The sequence below is a fragment of the Chryseobacterium lathyri genome (genome assembly GCF_003290185.1).
GTDB classification, from domain to species: domain Bacteria; phylum Bacteroidota; class Bacteroidia; order Flavobacteriales; family Weeksellaceae; genus Chryseobacterium; species Chryseobacterium lathyri.
On the sequence record NZ_QNFY01000003.1, the window covers coordinates 279,942 to 293,077 of the forward strand.

Consider the following 13,136-nt stretch of genomic DNA (forward strand, 5'->3'; position numbering starts at 1 on the left):
TAGTGAGATTGTCAGGTGGGTTAAATATTATTAATTTCTTCATCAAAAATCTGTATATACATTCCCATGAAACGGGTTAATATATCAGCTAAATGCACAGATTTTGTTTTGATCAAAAACCGGATGTATTGTACTGAGCCCGCTTTTACATTAACCTCTTCTTCGCTTATGATTTCCCCGTTATCATTGGTAGTGCGGTTAATTCCTTTTAAAAAGCCATTTTCTCCTAAAATTTCCTCTGTATTATTTTCATGGATCATCCAGTCCGGCATTCTTAACTGTTTATGTATTTTATTCCCTTCCCTGACTATCAGATTTTGACGAACATTGACATAAATACGGTCTTCGTCTCCTTCCATATCGGGAGTGTTAAATCCTGTTACCACTAATCTTCTGGAAAATTGTGGGTACATAGGATGATCCGGCAGTCCTATTTCATGCCATGATTTTCCGGTGTTTTTTATGGCATCTACTATAGCCTGTACTTCCGGTGTTAATATAAGTTCTGTTTTCATTTTTATAATTGGATTAGTGAATTAACATAGATGTCGGTTTGAATGTTCGCCCCGTTGTTGTTGTTACTATTGTTGTAAGAATTAAAATTCACGAAAAACGCTAGATCTACCCCGTTAGGCTGAAACCAAGTTGATACAACGGTAGTAAGCTGACCGTTATTAACAGAACTGATACTTACTATATTCCCTTTTTTGGTTATGTAAAGTTTAGAAGTTCTATTTAAGCCTGTAGCAGTATTGATATTACTTCCATTAACGACAATATTGTCCGGTAAAATTCTTTCATCAAAGAAAAAATTTCGTCTTATTCCTGCTAAAATCTGCATTGAATGAGATAGGGGCTGTGCTGCATCAACCAAACCATAATCGTAGCCATAATTACCGTCATAGTAAATCACACCGGCAGTAGTGTTTGTGAGTTCTAAATAGAAATCACCGTCTGCAATTGCAGAAGGAATCAAAACAGAACTTTTATATGAAATAGCATCTTGGTTAGAACCTACAAACTGCTCATTGGTATTCCTTGCTCTATGTATTGATGTTCCCGAAGCTGTTGTAATATCTACGGTAGGGCAAATTGTAGCATTATTAAGCATATTCCAGCTTAACCCAGACAAACTAACCGGAGTGAGCAAGTCGATCAAATTAATAGTGGGATTCGTTACATAAAAAGCAACGCCGTTCCATAGCCTTATTTTATAATTACCTAATGGAAGGTTTTTAAAATTATAATAAAATACGAGATCAACACCGTTCTGATAGAGCTGTACCTGTGAATTAGGCACGGTAGCTATTACAGTTGTTCCGGCACTATTCATAATCTCTACTGAAAAGCTTGTAGGATTTAGATTCAGATTTGCACCTTTTAAGGTGATATAATAATCCCTGTCCTGCTTATCAACAATAGGGGGAAGTATTACGGCTACGCTCATGGTTCCTGTAGTCCAGCCACCATTAGCCACTGTTTTCCATTCATTCAACTGAGATTGAGTAAAGGAAGAAAACAAACCTAACATATCTGTATAATCCCGGTACATGAAATTCCGGGATACTCCAGTATCATCCGTGCCGGCGAATCTACGGCCGGCATAGGTGATCTGCCCTGGAAGTTGTTCGCTATTATCATCCAAAACAACAGCCTTTGTCCTTAGTCTACCATTAAATAAATGCAGCATTTCACTTGGCGAAGTAGTTCCCGCACCATATTTACCGGAATTGTGGTAAATGCCGGAAACGGTAAAATCAGTACTATTCCAGAATAAAAGATAATTAGCAGCCGGATTAATGTTTTTATAGGTTGTAACGGTTCCTGTTTGATTGATAAAGAAATTTCCATTTCCTACAGGTTTATTCATTTTAGCATCCAAAGCAGCCTGAAGGCCCTGAACCATAGCAATCGTAATATTACTCAGACCCATAGAAAGATAATTAAGGGTTTGAGATTTGTTCCCACCAATAAAAATATACAATGTATAATTTCCTCCTCCGGAGGGAATCGGAATTATGTCATTATCCTGAAATTCATAATTTGCAGAATTAACGGCAAACTGGGCAATCGTAGATTCTACAGGCATAGGGTCCTTAAGTATGGTTGTAAGCCCCAGAGCTTCAATTGCGGAAGCCATAATTTTACCATTAGAGACAAAGTGGTCTGCGATCATATAAAGGGCGTCGCTCTGCTCTTTTTTCCAAACATTCCCATAAATAGTATTTGCCGGATCATCAACCGTTGCCATATTCGCGGGCAGGGCTCCAACCCCTAAAATATTTTTCCAAGCCTGAATATTTACATCATTCAGGTTTGATCCGTCTAATTTTGCAAGTGTAGAATTGTGAGCATCTTGATCGGTTAGATGTGCATTATAAACTAATTTATCTGTTTTATCCTGTAATTTGGCGCTAAGATTTTCTACTTTATCTATTGGAATAAGATCATCTTTATGCCAAAACGAAGACCATGAAGCTGCAAACTGTTCCTGTGTAGGATAGTCTCCGGTCTCATACCAGCTTAGTATCGTATTTAATGGTGTAATGGGCATATTATGGTAAATTAGGTTCTATAAAAGCCGCAATAAAATGTGGGATCATAATGTTAATAGGGTCATTGTTACCCAGTTCGTTAGTTTCTGAAGGGCCGATATTAAACTGATTTCCCCCTCCTGAAAATCCGCCACCACTTCCTGAAGACCAGGGCAGTGTTCTTGTATATTGAAACTTGATTTTCGGAAGCTGTGAAACGGTTAACAGAATGGTTTTACTTCCGCCACTGTTTCCTATATCTTCAAAATCAGGATCATCCGGGTCCCAGCCGACAACCGCTTTTCCCCTGATGTCAGTACATTCTTTCCAACCGGCAGGGATTTCATCTACAGGTTTACCAAAGGCCCAAACAACACCACCGTTAACGATTGGTGCGGTTTTAAGCTTCAATAATTCGATATCAGCCAGAGCAACTTCAAATTCTTGCCGGCTTACACTGTTATCAACTTTCGATTGAATTTCCTTCAGAGTTTGAAGCTTCACAAAATCACTCCAATTATAATTAACAGCTCCTGATCCGAAGCGAACTGTCCTTTTCTCAATAAGTGTTTTTGTGGTCTGATCCTCGAAAGTTTTGGCAATATCTTCTTTATGAATATAGACGGTTGAAATGATGGAGCCACCCTCGAAATAATATAATTTTCCTTCAATCGCCACAATGCCAGGTGCGACATTTGTTCCGGTAATGTCACAGCCTGAAAGAATGGTCAAATTTCCTGACAGATCACCCAACACCTCAAAGATGCCATATGCCTCCTCAATAAGAGCCATCAGATCATTTGTCAGGGGCACTCCACCGGTCTGTAAAAATTTGAAAATATATTTCATAATTAAATGATTACTATTTGATATTGTTTGCTCTGCAGGATATAAAAATCAATCTCTGCTTTTAGCTGTAATGGGTTAATTGCGGTATTTGGAATTTCTACGATAAAATCATATTCACTGTACAGCTCTGCTTCTGTTCTTAAATAAATTGGGTTACTGTCATCATATAGCCACTTTGTTTTAGAGTACTGCGGATTGTCCTCAGCTTCTGTGTACAGATACACCCCTTCATACTGTACCGCCTTTACAATTTTTATCCGGCGCTCTATCGGATCAAAAGCATCATTCAGCCTTTTTTGAACTGAATACTTCTGATAGTTGTAATTCATTTTAATAAGGTTCTGTTTTCTTTTCCTTAAAAAATCAATGTACATCGCCTCTAAAGGAAAAAGCAGACACCACAGGTAATTAAGGGTAATCGACTTTCTTCTGAAAGTAGGAACCCACCACAGAGCTAACCTTTTAAAATTGATATTAAATAAATGATCCATTATTCCTGTGCTGTATAATTTATATAAGTAATTCCACTCCAATCCTCAATTTTAAATCTTCCAGACTTTGGGATTTTGCTTATTTCAATAGGCTGAAACTGCCCGTATCCTACACCAGGCTCGATCCATTTACTTTGTATATTTAGCTCATCAAGATCAATCACTCCTTCAGTAGCTTTGATAGCTTCTAAAAAAGCCTGTACACTAAATTCACCATTAAAAGGAAGATTCAGCAAAAAGCGGTTTATAGTATCCTGAACAGGAAATCTCCCTGTCATTATACTCATTCCGTTAGGAAGCAGAATCAAAGGATCATAACATATTTTAAGGTCTGATTTTAAAATATCCGGCAGAAAGTTTACGATCACAATATCATCACCGGTACACTGTGTTTCTTCAATATATTTTTTGAATGCCTGCGCTTTTTCGTCTGAAAGTACTTCATCAGTATTTTCACCGGCTATTTTCATAGAAATTTTAATTTTTCCTGTATTGGATCTGCTCCTGGTTACAGCAACATATTTTATAATCTTTGAAGCTTCTACCTGCTGCTGTGTTGCTTCTACCTGCACTCCGTTATCTTCATAAGTCGGAGAAAACCCGTCCAACTCCTCCAGCCAGTCGAAACCGTATTGAAACGCTAATGCTAAATCTCTGTACCAAGGTAGGCGGGGAACCTTCTGATTTGCGATTTTATTATCGATTTCTTTCATGTGAAGGTTAGCGGCCTGCTGAAAAATAAAAATTGCAAAGGCCACTGATTCCAAAAGATTACGCCAAACAGAAACTTTAGAGGTAGAACTAAGCTGCTGTAAGTAGCCGTTCTGCTCTTTGATTCCAAACATTTCCGCAATAATTTCTAAAAGTGTTTTATTCATTTCTTTAGCTTACTTTAAAATCTCCTCCTATTCTCATATATCCTATGCCTTTTAATAATGGGATTTCGTTATTCTGTGCTGCCAGCCCAGTAGCAGGCTGAATTTTTTTGGCCCTGTACGCATTCAACACATCAGTATTTTTTAGTAAATCCTCCGGAATTTCAACAGGTAATCCCGCGGATAAAATATCCGAAACCGAAAAGCCGTTATATATGGCAATTGCAAAACAGTTCTGGACATCACCGGTATGTTGTATTGCGATATCCAGAATAGACTGGTTGTTTAAAATAATTGGTTTCATTACGTTAATTTTCCCTGTGTTAATGCTCCCCCGTTAGGAGGGCAAACCCCGGTAACGGTTCCACTCTTCACATACTGCTCAATGGCATCTGCCAATTCCTGAGCAGCTATTTCAATATTACTTTCTGTCTTGGGCTTATTAAAAAGTGCTATAAGACTTTGTATTAATTGAGGTTTGTTAAGTGACATTTCTTTGGGCGTTTATGGTGAAATTTTCGGCATCCTCAATTTTAAAATTAATGTTGTGAAAACCGTCATATTTTAACTGTTCGTTGATCTCCCGCGTGATCCCTTGCCTGGTATTTCTTGCTTTTAACATTCTGGGAATTTCAGCACCCAAAAGCGGAGAATTTTTAAATTCTCCTTTAAAAGAAATGAGTATGCTTTCAATTTCCTGCCGCTCTGATTCCCCAATTTGGAAATCACCGTTTACAATAGATAAATCATTATCATTATTCAGAAGTATGTCAGTCATAATGCTTATTTTAAAATTTTGTTTAATGCTTGTTTATTAGCATTAACAATGTCGTTTTTAATCTGCATGATGGCCAGAACATCGGGCGACACTCCAATGGAAACCACTACCTTTGCCAGCTCATCACATAATTTCCCAAATCCCTCCTGAAAATTATTAAGGACCTCTTTCAGATTTTCCCCGTCACGGTTAAACTGAAAACCGGAACTATCAAACGTGAATTCAGATTTTTCATTCCTGAAGTAAATTTTTTCAACTTCGCTAACCGCTAAAATCGTGGCACTACCATCACCGGTTAACCCTACTACGACAATGCTCCCTTCTTTAGGATAAACTGTGAGTTGATTTTCTCCGTTTTCTACAATAGAATTTATAGAACAGTTCCAAATATCTTTTTTAGAATTTTCTAAAATGATATGGCAAATATTTTCCTTTACTGTTATGACCTTTCCATTTGCCACTTCTATAGGAAATCTGTTAAGTAATTGTTTTAAATTCTCCATCCCTGTATGTTTTCCCTATATCCATTGTTCTTCTGTATCCACCGTTTGCACTGACATTGATCTCGACTTCATCAACAAAATTTTTAGTATTTCTTTCTTCATATTTTTTGTCAATGACCTGTACAACCTGCCCGTGTTCTACACGCGGCCAACCGAATGAGGTTACAGTCCCTTTATAGCCGCCTCTTGTTTTTTTGTTTTTTAATCGGGATTCAGCATTTATTTTCAAAGTTTCTTTATTTAATCCCGCACTGAAATTCCATTGCTCAATATCTCCACCGTCCTCTCCAATTTCAACTCTTTCATAAGTACCATTGCTTTGCTTACTTTTCGCATACACTTTAACCTTTGCCTCATCCGGGAAAATATATTGCAGGTTATGATCAATGATATTTTCAGAGTACTGGAAAACAGGTTGAACCTTTGAAACTTTCTCATCAGAATAGATTTTTCCGCAGACCAGGCGTTTGTCCCTAAAAAAAGTATAAATGCCCACTTTTTCCTGAAGCTCGTTAAATACCTTTACAGCGGTGGTTTGTTTCATGGAAAAATCCCCGTACACTTCATCAATAGAGTCCAGCTCATAACCCGGTGCCACCGCCTCGATAATCTGTTTTACCGTTGCATTTTCAATGGAAACACTCGTTTCTTTTCTTTTGAGCTGCCACATTTCATCCTCACAGTAAATCTCATACGGGATATTAACCCGTGGTGACCTGGCCACATAGCCGGTAAACTCCGTAAAGAGCTGTCGGTTGTAACCCAGCTTAATTTCTATCTTATCACCAACTTTTATAAATTTTCCAAGGTGTTCCACAGGTTTTAACAGTCCGTTTTCATCATAATAATAAATCGCCTTCGGAAGCTTTACCAATGCTGTATCTGTAAAGGTCCTCCAGCTTTTTTTAATATTGAGTTCTGCTGCTGCCGTGAATTTTAATTTTCCAATCAGGATTTCAATACAGGGTACCATTATGGGGAGATTATAAATGGGGTTTTACTTTTTGCCTCCAATTCAAAAGCCTGAATATGAGAGTAACCTATTGACGGTGTTAATATCAGTTTGTGAATGCTCATATAATTAATACCAAGCATTGTTAACAGGGTTCCTTCGCACTCCAGTAAAGAAGTTTTAAGCTCACAAACCCTCTGAAGTTCTTTGACCTGCTCTTCCGGGTAATCGGTGCTGTCATAGTTGATGATGAGCCCCCTGATAGTTAGCTGCCAGTCATCCAGTGCGATGAGTTCCTCTACATTTCCGTCACGCCCGAAAATATCGGTTTCTACAATCTTTTTAGGCCGTATCGGCTCAATGGTGGTTTCGAGCGGAAAAGAATACCCTCCGAACTCTTCACCGGTTCCTTCAATATAGGAGGGCTTTAAGTCTATAAAATCCCAAACCGGAGTTCCCATTGCGGAAACTTTAGCGGCTTCATTATAGGTAGGCAGTACCTGAATATCATCAAAACCGTTGAAAAGCGCATCCGCAACAGTCTGCGTGGCAAAACCCAGTTTAAACGGAAAGTGCCGCCCCATTAGTTCTTTAACATTAATATTATAATTCGACATGTTCTCCTTCTTTGGCGTTCATTCTTTTATTTTCAAAAAAAAGTACCCATTTAAGCTGCTCCCATTTATTCCAAAAAGTATGGTCGTCCAGCTTTTCCGGATAAGGTATTTTAAAATGATAGCTTAATAGTGCGCTCACTTTACGGATGAAATCAAACCCGGCCTCCTTATTAATCGGAAGCCCTAAACTTCCCCCAGTTCAGCTTCTAAAAACTTGATAATTCCTGATGCCTGAATGGCTGCCGTATCGGCAATATCGCCACTCATTTTTAGCCTCTCATCACCACCAAGCCAGCAGTTATCCCTGATAAATTCCCCGCATTCCAGAATTTTATTTTGGGAATACATCGAAAGTGCGGTGGCTTTAATTTCCCTGCCCGGCGGTTTCAGATAACCGACAATCGGGTTTCCGTCCTTGTCTTTTACAGTCAGCTTGTGAAGCTTATCTGTTTTAAACTTTTTCTTCCATTCTGTGATCTGCTCCTGGGTAATATTTCCCTCTTTTGTTTCGATTGACATTTTTTTTAATCGTATTTTATTAGAAAGTTCTTTAATTGTATTCTTGGGGGTGAAGGGAATTTCAAGCTCCCTGCATACGTCCCTGAGTGTCGGGCGGTCCATTACGCGGCAAAGTCTATATCGTGAATATATAGGGGGCTTTCTACAACCAGAGCATCATTGCTTCCCGCTTCCGCCGACCTTCCATTCTCTTTGAACTTACAGCCGTAAAGCACATGACAGACCTGTAGCCCAGTATCATCTACGTAAGAAACCGTAATGGGAAAAGGCGGAATATCCTGCAACGTTTTTCCTTTAGGAAGCTTCGCCTGAATGGCATCTACCGTTTCACTCAAAAGGCCAATGCTTCCTTCGCAGATTTCATCGCCCTGTGTATACCCGACTGATTTGGTGGTTCCCACGACCTTGACCGGATCGATGGCGTCAGTTCTTTTGTATTCTATTTTGGTAACCCCCATAAAGGTGGCTCCTAAAGCAGTAATACGGACATTTCCGTAATTCCTGTATTTTCCGTTGATTCTTGTCTGAGTAACCATTTTTTTAATTATTGTTTAAAGGGTTTCTGAAACCTACTTTCAGCGTAATTCTTCTGCCAATAGCCACCGGAATAAAGGTTAACAGTACGATAAACTCGCTCGTTGCCAGTACATTCTGCTCCGGGTTGATATAGGCATCCACGCCGCCGCTTATATCACCGCTGGCCACCATTGGATCAAGAGAGACCTTGGTAATGGTTTCTAAGTCCTTAACCGTCTCCGGTGCCATAAACCCGGTATTTTCATCGACATATATACGGCCCTTTACTTTAGGGGTTAATGCCGCCTTGGCGAGTTTGATGGCCTTTTTTATCGTCCGGTTGTTTTCACCATAAGCAAAATCTGAGGTGATTTTAGCGCACGTATGCGTATCATTGATAAATATTCCGGCAGTTGAAGAAATCCCTCCCAGGTTAACAATAGGGGCAAAATAGATGTAGCCTCTTTCGTCCAGATTATCCAGATCCGTATCTGAATAATCACTCAGCTTATTACCGGAACTTAAAGCGGGAATAATAAAGGTGCTCTCACCGGCATTAGTAAGATTAAAATCATTAACCTGTTCCCCTGCATTCTGAGAAACAGCCGCCTTAGAAATCATTGCCGTATAATCTTCAACAGCTGCGTATCCTTTGTACAGCTCATCACGGGTTGACACTGCATAATCGGCACCGATCACTACGGAAATATCAGGACATTCATTTAAAAGCGTTCTTAAATTAAGAGCCGCCGCCGATGTTCCTGAAAAGCTTCTGCCTTCAATATAAATTTCTGAATAACGGTCTTTGTTCCATTCGGCGTCTGCCAACCCCTGGGCTTTATAAATGGCATCAATGCTGTCTTTATCAAGTCCAGTTTCTATGGTGGGCGTGTAATCTTCCTCAGGATTTAATGAAACCGAGACCTGAACAATTTCTCCGGCTTTGTCCCGTAATAATTTGGCCAGATAATTATTGTCCTTATCCACCATCTGCGTCAGGGTTACGCCCTGAGCCACCGGCATAAAATACACGGTAATGGACGGGTTATGAACGAAAAACCTTCTTAGTCTTTCATATACCAGAACTTTATAGGTCCGGTCATATTCCTGGGTGATGCCTAATGATTCTACTTCCTGAATGTTTTTCAGTGTATAAATATTTCCCAGCACCATTTCAGGGGTGGCAACGGCATTCATCACGCTGCCCGTAACCATATCGGCGGAAGAATTTCTCCTGCCAAGCCCGCCGTTAAGCTTTTGTACGATCAGTCTGGGACGCATCTTTTCTGGTTTTAGGGGTTTGAGTTAAATTTTCAATCTGTTTATTCGCCGCTTCAAGTTGCTGTTTCAGGCTTTCGTTTTCCTGAACAGCGCCCGAAAGTTTCTCCAGCTCGCCGCCCATTTCGGTAAGCAGGCGGTCTTTTTCAGCGTATTTTTCACGCAGGGAAATAACGGCAGTAACGGTATCGTCAGTGTCGGCGTTGGCCGGTTCATAATCCTGATCAAGATCACAGACAGAAAGTACATCCTGAATAATTCCTTCTAAAACTTTTCGTGCCGATTCAGAATGATGCAAAGCTTCCTGTAGATCCGGATCGTCCTCGTCCTGAGTCCCTTCACGAAAAAAGACCTCCGGCTTAGTTTCAAACCTTTTTAAATCGTGGTAATCCTGGGCCGCTTTTTCTTCAAAGAAACACTGTCCATTTTCTGAAATAAAAATTTTATTAGCTTCAGGGTATTTTTCAAAAAGCGCATTCGCTTTTTCCTGAAATTTCTTTATATGAGACATGAATTGATTTTTTTTAAGAGTAAACTGGCGGCGTGGGTTTCCCGTAGAAACGGGAAACCGGTGCTGCCAGAAAATAAAATAGATATAGAGTTAAAAAAAAGATTTCTTCTAATAATTTAGATAGCCTTTAATAGTGCTTCTTGGGCGTTTTCTCCGGCTTACTTTGAACCCCTCACGGCTACCGGTGTCATTGGTATTTCCTTCTATGGTATAAATAAATTGGTTATCGAAATTCTCAACGAGACCGGTATGCCCTTGCCCTTTGCCGAAATCCATAATAAAAACAGACCCGATTTGGGGAGTAGAGGATTTTATATTTTGAGTGACTTTATTCCAAGCGGCTAATACACCGCCTGTTTTGATTGCCGTATTATTAAGATTAAGCTGATTGGAAGCCAGCTCATAACACCAATATACAAAAGCCATACACCACGGGGCAGGAAAGGTTATCCCTACACTGGATAGATATGTTTTAACAGGCTCACCCCAGTTAGAACCGGGAGGGCTTTCTTGTTTTCCAAGTTGCGATACCGCCACCTCTAATGCTTTAATAGATAATTTCATAATGTGCATTTTTAAGCGTTATCAGAAATGAGGGCTCCAAACCCGTACTCCTGCTTTTTATCGCAAAGCCCGTAACCCTGTAGTCTGAATTCAGATTCCGGGTCGGCATTGGTGGTGTCCTGATATTCCGGTTTGTATAAGATTTTTAATTTTTCCAAGTGCCAGACCGTATTCGGGGTGTAGAAAAATGTAGAGGCATATTGATCGCCGTCTTCTTTTACAGAACCCCTTGCTTTAAGCTCCCCGGACTGAGAATACAGCGGAGCCGCGTTATTTTCCCACATTCTTATTTTATAGAACCTTTTGAATTCTCCCGTGTCTTTATCGAACTCCAGATTATCCCTGTGGTTGGCCGTTCCCGCCTTGTCAATTTTAAGGTCGGACCGGTGGTCGGCATTCAGGATCATATTCCAGAAATTGGGTGATTCTGAGGTATCATCATCTATGAGGTTCAATACTTCAATTTCGTTATAGAAATTAATGAGGTCCTGAAACGTAAGCCTTTTTCTGCCGTTAAAAACGGGGCCTGTAGTTCTGAGTACCGGCATAGCTCCGGAAACATGCTCAGAGGGTGCCAGCTTGTTCAGTACATAATCACGTATTCCGATTCTAAAGCCTTGGGAATGCTTAACGCGGACTTCGGATCTCTTGTCAAAAGCGAGTGCCCTTATTTCGGCATCATTGACTTTTGTCGGGTCCGTGTCCAGCTTATCCCAAGGAATAATGCTGTTTTTTCCGGTCATTGATTTAGCCGTGAACGGAGCCGTGTTATTGACATAAAAACCCACATTATTGATGAGTTTATTCTGGCGCAGGCCGTCTGCTGTTTTTGCTCCTTCCGGTGCCGGTTCCAGTGCCACCAGAAATTTATCATTATAGTTTTTAAATTCCTTCAGTAATTGCGGAGCCACAAATTTATTCAGGTATAACCCGTCTATTAATTCTGCCATTTTTATAAGTCAAATTCAGCGTTAAACAATTTTTCAAATTCCTCTTTGGCCTCTTCATTAAGTCTTTCCAGACCTTTCGGGTCTTTTTCCTGCCAATCGGAGAAGCTCCATTTTTCCCGCCCGTTTAACAGTTCGTGCCTGTCTTTATCCACAACCGGTTTTTGTCTTTCCAATGCTGCATTGGGATCAGGCTTGCCAGACATTCTTTCGAGTGATTTGGCCACCAATGCATAATTCTCAGCAGCATCTTTTTTCCATTCGTCCTTTTCCGCACTGGTAATCTTACCTGATTTCAAGGCCGAAGAAATAAGTACTTCCGCCTGCGTTTCTCTGAATTCTTTCAATTCATTTTCGAGCGATTCGGCTTTTTTTGCCTTGCCAAGTACATCTTGCAGATGCAGCTCAAATTCTTTATCCGAAGACAAGGCGGTTAATGTTCCCGCCAATCCTGCTGCAGCCAAAGCGGCGAAAATTGCTTCTTTTTTCATTTCTGTATGTTGATTTATAGTATTGTTAAAAGCAGGGTCCGGGTACAGGTTAAAGTAGTCAAAGACTTCCTCCGGGGTTTTATTCTGGATATTTTCGGCATCCTCCTGGTTCTTTCTTTTTTTTGTGGATTTGATAACCTTGTCACAGATTCCGAGTTCTAAACACTTATCAGAACTCAGCCAATGATCCTGCCCGGAATCAAACCAATTCTTTATGGTTTCTTCATCTGCCTTCGTTCTTTCTCCAAATATTTTTCCTAGCCTATCCTCGCAATTTTCAATCTGCTGGATTCCATTTTTAAAATCATTTTTATTTCCGAAACATCCTGAGGTTACGGCGTGCATCATAAAAAAGGCATTTTCGTTCATTTCAATTTCATCACCCGCAAGAGCGATTACCCCGCCCATTGATGCTGCCATTCCTTCCACAATGACTTTGGTATGCCCTTCTGAATTCAGGATCAGGTCATAAATGGCGAGACCTTCGTACACGGACCCGCCTCCACAGTGCATTCTTATGGTTAAATCATTATGGGCCGTTAGTGCATCTCTGAAAACCTGTTGAAACCTTTTATAGTCGAACTCATCATATTTTCCGATATACCCGTACATCCTGATTTCACTGCCTCCGGAAACCTGATTTTTGAGTTCATAATGAAAGGGTTTTTTAGACATTTCTTTGATTTTGATAGGACAAAGATTGGCTTAAAA

At 40.0% G+C, this 13,136-nt stretch carries 19 protein-coding genes; all 19 read right to left on the minus strand.

The features are described 5' to 3' along the window. Positions 1-20: 20 nt before the first annotated feature. Positions 21-515, minus strand: coding sequence for a hypothetical protein (locus tag DRF61_RS05450; protein WP_111954841.1), 495 nt, complete (start codon positions 513-515; stop codon positions 21-23). Between the two features lie 2 nt (positions 516-517). Next, on the minus strand, positions 518-2,554 hold the full coding sequence (locus DRF61_RS05455) for a hypothetical protein (RefSeq protein WP_111954843.1): 2,037 nt from the start codon (positions 2,552-2,554) through the stop codon (positions 518-520). A gap of 1 nt (position 2,555) precedes the next feature. Further along, a complete protein-coding gene (locus DRF61_RS05460; RefSeq protein ID WP_111954845.1) occupies positions 2,556-3,383 on the minus strand; it encodes a hypothetical protein in 828 nt (275 codons plus the stop codon). 2 nt (positions 3,384-3,385) lie between these two features. Continuing rightward, a complete protein-coding gene (locus tag DRF61_RS05465; protein WP_111954847.1) occupies positions 3,386-3,874 on the minus strand; it encodes a hypothetical protein in 489 nt (162 codons plus the stop codon). Beyond that, positions 3,874-4,752: a hypothetical protein gene (locus tag DRF61_RS05470; protein ID WP_111954849.1), complete on the minus strand. Its 879-nt coding sequence runs from the start codon at positions 4,750-4,752 to the stop codon at positions 3,874-3,876. The genes DRF61_RS05465 and DRF61_RS05470 overlap by 1 nt, the downstream gene beginning before the upstream one ends. A gap of 4 nt (positions 4,753-4,756) precedes the next feature. Beyond that, positions 4,757-5,053, minus strand: a complete 297-nt coding sequence (locus DRF61_RS05475; protein ID WP_111954851.1) for a hypothetical protein — start codon at positions 5,051-5,053, stop codon at positions 4,757-4,759. Beyond that, on the minus strand, positions 5,053-5,241 hold the full coding sequence (locus DRF61_RS05480) for a hypothetical protein (RefSeq protein ID WP_111954853.1): 189 nt from the start codon (positions 5,239-5,241) through the stop codon (positions 5,053-5,055). The genes DRF61_RS05475 and DRF61_RS05480 overlap by 1 nt, the downstream gene beginning before the upstream one ends. Next, positions 5,231-5,527 (minus strand): hypothetical protein, encoded by a 297-nt coding sequence (locus tag DRF61_RS05485; RefSeq protein WP_111954855.1) that lies wholly within the window; start codon positions 5,525-5,527, stop codon positions 5,231-5,233. Before DRF61_RS05485 ends, DRF61_RS05480 begins: the two co-directional genes overlap by 11 nt. Positions 5,528-5,532: 5 nt before the next feature. Further along, positions 5,533-6,030: a hypothetical protein gene (locus DRF61_RS05490; protein WP_111954857.1), complete on the minus strand. Its 498-nt coding sequence runs from the start codon at positions 6,028-6,030 to the stop codon at positions 5,533-5,535. Continuing rightward, entirely contained in the window at positions 6,005-7,003 is a 999-nt protein-coding gene (locus DRF61_RS05495; protein ID WP_111954859.1) for a hypothetical protein, read from the minus strand. Before DRF61_RS05495 ends, DRF61_RS05490 begins: the two co-directional genes overlap by 26 nt. Then, on the minus strand, positions 7,003-7,599 hold the full coding sequence (locus DRF61_RS05500; protein WP_111954861.1) for a DUF6046 domain-containing protein: 597 nt from the start codon (positions 7,597-7,599) through the stop codon (positions 7,003-7,005). The genes DRF61_RS05495 and DRF61_RS05500 overlap by 1 nt, the downstream gene beginning before the upstream one ends. Beyond that, positions 7,586-7,738, minus strand: coding sequence for a hypothetical protein (locus DRF61_RS22580; protein WP_157963363.1), 153 nt, complete (start codon positions 7,736-7,738; stop codon positions 7,586-7,588). The genes DRF61_RS05500 and DRF61_RS22580 overlap by 14 nt, the downstream gene beginning before the upstream one ends. Positions 7,739-7,782: 44 nt before the next feature. Continuing rightward, positions 7,783-8,118 (minus strand): hypothetical protein, encoded by a 336-nt coding sequence (locus tag DRF61_RS05505; RefSeq protein ID WP_146897011.1) that lies wholly within the window; start codon positions 8,116-8,118, stop codon positions 7,783-7,785. Between the two features lie 101 nt (positions 8,119-8,219). Beyond that, positions 8,220-8,654 (minus strand): hypothetical protein, encoded by a 435-nt coding sequence (locus DRF61_RS05510; RefSeq protein WP_053326930.1) that lies wholly within the window; start codon positions 8,652-8,654, stop codon positions 8,220-8,222. Positions 8,655-8,658: 4 nt separating this feature from the next. After that, positions 8,659-9,915: a DUF2586 family protein gene (locus tag DRF61_RS05515; RefSeq protein WP_111954865.1), complete on the minus strand. Its 1,257-nt coding sequence runs from the start codon at positions 9,913-9,915 to the stop codon at positions 8,659-8,661. Next, the gene (locus DRF61_RS05520; RefSeq protein ID WP_111954867.1) at positions 9,884-10,423 is read right to left on the minus strand and encodes a hypothetical protein; all 540 of its coding nucleotides are present in this window, start codon (positions 10,421-10,423) and stop codon (positions 9,884-9,886) included. The genes DRF61_RS05515 and DRF61_RS05520 overlap by 32 nt, the downstream gene beginning before the upstream one ends. 108 nt (positions 10,424-10,531) lie before the next feature. Continuing rightward, a complete protein-coding gene (locus DRF61_RS05525; protein WP_111955079.1) occupies positions 10,532-10,987 on the minus strand; it encodes a CHAP domain-containing protein in 456 nt (151 codons plus the stop codon). Positions 10,988-10,998: 11 nt separating this feature from the next. Beyond that, positions 10,999-11,937: a hypothetical protein gene (locus DRF61_RS05530; protein WP_111954869.1), complete on the minus strand. Its 939-nt coding sequence runs from the start codon at positions 11,935-11,937 to the stop codon at positions 10,999-11,001. A 2-nt stretch (positions 11,938-11,939) separates the two neighbouring features. Then, positions 11,940-13,100, minus strand: coding sequence for a head maturation protease, ClpP-related (locus DRF61_RS05535; RefSeq protein WP_111954871.1), 1,161 nt, complete (start codon positions 13,098-13,100; stop codon positions 11,940-11,942). Positions 13,101-13,136: the final 36 nt, after the last annotated feature.

Bases quoted from the DNA above. Each gene is read 5' to 3' on its own strand.
- DRF61_RS05505 (WP_146897011.1), bottom strand. From the start codon at position 8,118: ATGTCAATCGAAACAAAAGAGGGAAATATTACCCAGGAGCAGATCACA.
- DRF61_RS05525 (WP_111955079.1), bottom strand. From the start codon at position 10,987: ATGAAATTATCTATTAAAGCATTAGAGGTGGCGGTATCGCAACTTGGA.
- DRF61_RS05535 (WP_111954871.1), bottom strand. From the start codon at position 13,100: ATGTCTAAAAAACCCTTTCATTATGAACTCAAAAATCAGGTTTCCGGA.
- DRF61_RS05515 (WP_111954865.1), bottom strand. From the start codon at position 9,915: ATGCGTCCCAGACTGATCGTACAAAAGCTTAACGGCGGGCTTGGCAGG.
- DRF61_RS05480 (WP_111954853.1), bottom strand. From the start codon at position 5,241: ATGTCACTTAACAAACCTCAATTAATACAAAGTCTTATAGCACTTTTT.
- DRF61_RS05450 (WP_111954841.1), bottom strand. From the start codon at position 515: ATGAAAACAGAACTTATATTAACACCGGAAGTACAGGCTATAGTAGAT.
- DRF61_RS05490 (WP_111954857.1), bottom strand. From the start codon at position 6,030: ATGGAGAATTTAAAACAATTACTTAACAGATTTCCTATAGAAGTGGCA.
- DRF61_RS05460 (WP_111954845.1), bottom strand. From the start codon at position 3,383: ATGAAATATATTTTCAAATTTTTACAGACCGGTGGAGTGCCCCTGACA.
- DRF61_RS05500 (WP_111954861.1), bottom strand. From the start codon at position 7,599: ATGTCGAATTATAATATTAATGTTAAAGAACTAATGGGGCGGCACTTT.
- DRF61_RS05455 (WP_111954843.1), bottom strand. From the start codon at position 2,554: ATGCCCATTACACCATTAAATACGATACTAAGCTGGTATGAGACCGGA.
- DRF61_RS05475 (WP_111954851.1), bottom strand. From the start codon at position 5,053: ATGAAACCAATTATTTTAAACAACCAGTCTATTCTGGATATCGCAATA.
- DRF61_RS05510 (WP_053326930.1), bottom strand. From the start codon at position 8,654: ATGGTTACTCAGACAAGAATCAACGGAAAATACAGGAATTACGGAAAT.
- DRF61_RS05485 (WP_111954855.1), bottom strand. From the start codon at position 5,527: ATGACTGACATACTTCTGAATAATGATAATGATTTATCTATTGTAAAC.
- DRF61_RS05465 (WP_111954847.1), bottom strand. From the start codon at position 3,874: ATGGATCATTTATTTAATATCAATTTTAAAAGGTTAGCTCTGTGGTGG.
- DRF61_RS05495 (WP_111954859.1), bottom strand. From the start codon at position 7,003: ATGGTACCCTGTATTGAAATCCTGATTGGAAAATTAAAATTCACGGCA.
- DRF61_RS05530 (WP_111954869.1), bottom strand. From the start codon at position 11,937: ATGGCAGAATTAATAGACGGGTTATACCTGAATAAATTTGTGGCTCCG.
- DRF61_RS05520 (WP_111954867.1), bottom strand. From the start codon at position 10,423: ATGTCTCATATAAAGAAATTTCAGGAAAAAGCGAATGCGCTTTTTGAA.
- DRF61_RS05470 (WP_111954849.1), bottom strand. From the start codon at position 4,752: ATGAATAAAACACTTTTAGAAATTATTGCGGAAATGTTTGGAATCAAA.